The organism is Aetokthonos hydrillicola CCALA 1050 (genome assembly GCF_017591665.1).
GTDB lineage: Bacteria > Cyanobacteriota > Cyanobacteriia > Cyanobacteriales > Nostocaceae > Aetokthonos > Aetokthonos hydrillicola.
The window spans coordinates 1-3,216 of the sequence record NZ_JAAKGC010000252.1; the positions used below are offsets into that span (position 1 = coordinate 1).

Annotated in this window: 5 protein-coding genes; all 5 read left to right on the forward strand. The window is 47.5% G+C overall.

The window, feature by feature from the left end:
* Positions 1-366 (forward strand): zinc ribbon domain-containing protein (locus G4P69_RS36480; RefSeq protein WP_208354747.1); only part of this gene is annotated, 366 nt, incomplete at its 5' end.
* Positions 367-664: 298 nt separating this feature from the next.
* Positions 665-1,591, forward strand: a complete 927-nt coding sequence (locus tag G4P69_RS36485) for a CPBP family intramembrane glutamic endopeptidase (RefSeq protein WP_208345070.1) — start codon at positions 665-667, stop codon at positions 1,589-1,591.
* 91 nt (positions 1,592-1,682) lie between these two features.
* Positions 1,683-1,970 (forward strand): hypothetical protein, encoded by a 288-nt coding sequence (locus G4P69_RS36490; protein WP_208345069.1) that lies wholly within the window; start codon positions 1,683-1,685, stop codon positions 1,968-1,970.
* Positions 1,943-2,365, forward strand: a complete 423-nt coding sequence (locus G4P69_RS36495) for a hypothetical protein (RefSeq protein WP_243903168.1) — start codon at positions 1,943-1,945, stop codon at positions 2,363-2,365. Before G4P69_RS36490 ends, G4P69_RS36495 begins: the two co-directional genes overlap by 28 nt.
* Positions 2,358-2,543, forward strand: coding sequence for a hypothetical protein (locus tag G4P69_RS36500; protein ID WP_208345067.1), 186 nt, complete (start codon positions 2,358-2,360; stop codon positions 2,541-2,543). Before G4P69_RS36495 ends, G4P69_RS36500 begins: the two co-directional genes overlap by 8 nt.
* The last annotated feature ends 673 nt before the right edge of the window (positions 2,544-3,216 follow it).

Consider the following 3,216-nt stretch of genomic DNA (forward strand, 5'->3'; position numbering starts at 1 on the left):
AACTTCGTGCAAATCCCTACTGCAAAGTTAAAAGACCGTATTGCTCAACTTTGCGAACAATACGCTATCCAGTTTGTAGAAACCGAAGAAAGTTATACTTCTAAATCGTCGTTCTTGGATGCAGATGAAATACCTAAATTTCCTGAAAAACGGGAAGGGTGGAAGCCATCTGGAGAAAGAACAAAGCGCGGTTTGTATAAAACCTCTGCAGGTTTTGTAATTAATGCTGATTGTAATGGTGCAGCAAACATAGTTCGTAAAGTATCGGTGATGTTAGGACTAGTTCTTAACGGAATCAGTAGAGGTTGTTTAAGTCAGCCTAAGAAAGTTCACTTGTGGACTCTTCAGAAATCTCAGTGTCTTTAGACCTGAGAAGCTTAAATCGTACAAATTTTCCTTGAGAGGCTTCGGCGATCGCGTCTTTCAATTGCTGTTGTGTCTGCGGTGAAATAGTCCACCATCGAGCCTCCCAGAAAGTCTTTTTTTTACGTCGAACTCAGGTTACCTCAATACAAATCCCATCCAGAATACTTGCTTGCTAGATCGGCGAAGTCTCTCCAATGGGAGAAGCATCGATCTCGACATCACATTTAGTTTGTATTCATCAGGTTGAATTTCTGGCTGGTGAGGATTTTTGGTGCATAGTTAAACCGAGGAAACGGAGATGAAGATGCAACATACCAAAAGAACGGAGGGAATCATCGCAGAAACGAAAAAAGTTACCTACGTGGAGGCTGCCCGGTGGGGTAAGTATCGGGGGTGGCGGTATGTTCTGGGACTGGCGATCATCCTCTTTGCGTGGTTGGTCGTCGGTAGTGGTGTCAGCGTACTCGTCGCGTTCGCGCTCGGCGGCCAGGCAGACCCCTCGGTGCTCGGGCTCGTGGAATACTACCTGTTTGTCATGGCGAGTTTCCTGTTCTTCCTCGCCGGAGTCCTTATCGCTGTCTCCCTCGTCCACCGCCGCCACCCCCGAACGCTCGTCACGGCGCGGGAGCGGATAGACTGGCATCGGGTCGGTCACGGATTTGTGGCGTGGTTCGTGCCGTACTGCCTGATAGGTGGGCTGGGACAGTACCTCTTCTACCCCGACACCTTTTCCTTCAACTCCGACCTCGCGACATTCGCGCTCTTCGTGCCACTGGCACTGGTCTTCACCGCGACCCAAACCACCACTGAGGAGCTTTTCTTTCGCGGGTACATCGTGCAGGGCACGAGCATGATCTCGACCAACCGCGTTTTTCTGGCGCTCGTGGCGGCTGTAATATTCACGCTGCCGCACCTCTTAAACCCGGAGGCGATCGCAGGCGGCTGGCTCACGGTCTTCTCCAACTACTTCCTCGTTCCGGGTCTGTTGTGGACTGTAGTATCGTTGATTGACGGAACCACCGAACTCGCCATCGGCCTACACTTCGCGAACAACACCCTAGGCATACTCCTGTTCAACATCACTGGAAGCGCCGTGACCGCGCCCGCTCTGTTCACAATCAGCGAGTACCACGCGACCTACGGGGCGCTATCAGTGCTGGTTGCAATACCCGTATCCTTGGCGATCGCCTACGGGGCTAGCACTGCCCACAAAGCTTTACCGTGAAAGGTTTTACAAAGAAAGATTTTAAAAATGGTGGGCGATGCCCACTACTTGAATTGATGCTCAACTCTACAGTTTTAAGGTGGTAAATTAAATGATTCAGTGCAAAGATTTTGCGCCTCGGATTACTGAACGGGGACCCTTCGGCGGACCTGCCGATTATGAATCCTTCTCTGAGGTTGTGAGTGCCGCCAATCAGTGGATTGAAAATACGACGATACAGGTGATCAATGTTGAAACCGTTGTTTTACCAGATAGCTTGAAAAGCACAAGTGATGGTGTCTACGGAGTGACTGTCAGTAATGGGGTCTACCCAGTGATGATCAGCCAGGGCGTTACAGTCAATTGCTTTCAATGTGTGCGTGTGTGGTACAGAGAATAAGCTTCACCGGAGAAGAAACAATGAAACGATTTACCTTATTTACTTTCCTGTACCTCCCGCTCGGAGTTTGCCTGACGGCGATCGCACTTGGGTATCCGAACCTACCTTCGAGTCTTCAAACAAGCTTGTTCGTCAGTGCAGGAGCCTCCTACATTGTTTGTCTCCTCAGCACCTTCCCATTTTGGCGCGAGACGACGATTCGCTTCTATCGCAGACGGAATTCTATGGTCATCGTGCCCTGGTTAGTGGTTGGATTCATTATTGTTTGGATGATCTGGCAGGTTCAGAGTCAAAACTGGACGATGGAAGCCATTTTACAAGCGTTTTCGTGGCTATTAGTTGTCTTACTGCAAGCAGAACTCATTGTGATTGCATGGCAAGTGAATCGTGAATAAGAATTTGGAAGAAGTTGAGTGTTGGAACTCATTATGTACAGGAATTTCCTTACACTGTCGCAACAATCTAAGAGTTTCTGAATCCTCACAGGAGTCTAACATTTCAGTTAGTTGCGCGATCGCCCTTCAGGTGCGGCGCTTCTCCATCGCCGTTCATTTACGAACACAGACACTTTAATGTACTTTTTTACACTGGGAATAGAAGTGGAGCGAACACCTTGGGGAAGATCTGTGTGCGATCTGCCGAACAGCTAGAGCAAGGGCGCTCTTGCGCACTTCCAAAGCAACTACCATGCACCAGGAGCTACAGCGCAGAAGCCTTACTTGTAAGAAACTGCAAACATAAACGCTTCGAACTGCAAACAAGCAAATTTTGAAACCACATTAACTGCAAATAAAAGGGGTCTCGAAACCACATTCGCTGCAAATGAAACCACATTAACTGCAACCAAACCACATTAGGTGCAAACAAACCACATTAACTGCAAATAAGCTGTAATGCAAGCCAGATATGGATTACGGCATTTTCGTGGCTTGTGGTGTCCAAGTTATACGAACTTTTAAGCTGGACGTATATGTACATTTATTTGTATATAAAACGGACACTTTAATTCCGAAAAATTTGCTGGGGTTGTATTTATGGTTTTTTGTAACTTTTGTGACTGAGCGTGTGCAAGAGAAAAAGGGGGAGGCGTGTCTTTTACTTAGATGTATTAGACCGCTCCTTAGGAATGTGTGGCTTCAAGCCTCCCCTTTTTTCGAGCGAGCAAATTGGTGACTAATTTCTTTAATTTCCGGATGATGCATACAAAGGAATTCCAATTTTTAGCATCTGGTCTCTCAAATCTTCT

What these genes read in the sequence shown, in the direction of transcription:
- G4P69_RS36490 (WP_208345069.1), top strand. Translation starts at nt 1,683, where the DNA reads ATGATTCAGTGCAAAGATTTTGCGCCTCGGATTACTGAACGGGGACCC.
- G4P69_RS36495 (WP_243903168.1), top strand. Translation starts at nt 1,943, where the DNA reads ATGTGTGCGTGTGTGGTACAGAGAATAAGCTTCACCGGAGAAGAAACA.
- G4P69_RS36485 (WP_208345070.1), top strand. Translation starts at nt 665, where the DNA reads ATGAAGATGCAACATACCAAAAGAACGGAGGGAATCATCGCAGAAACG.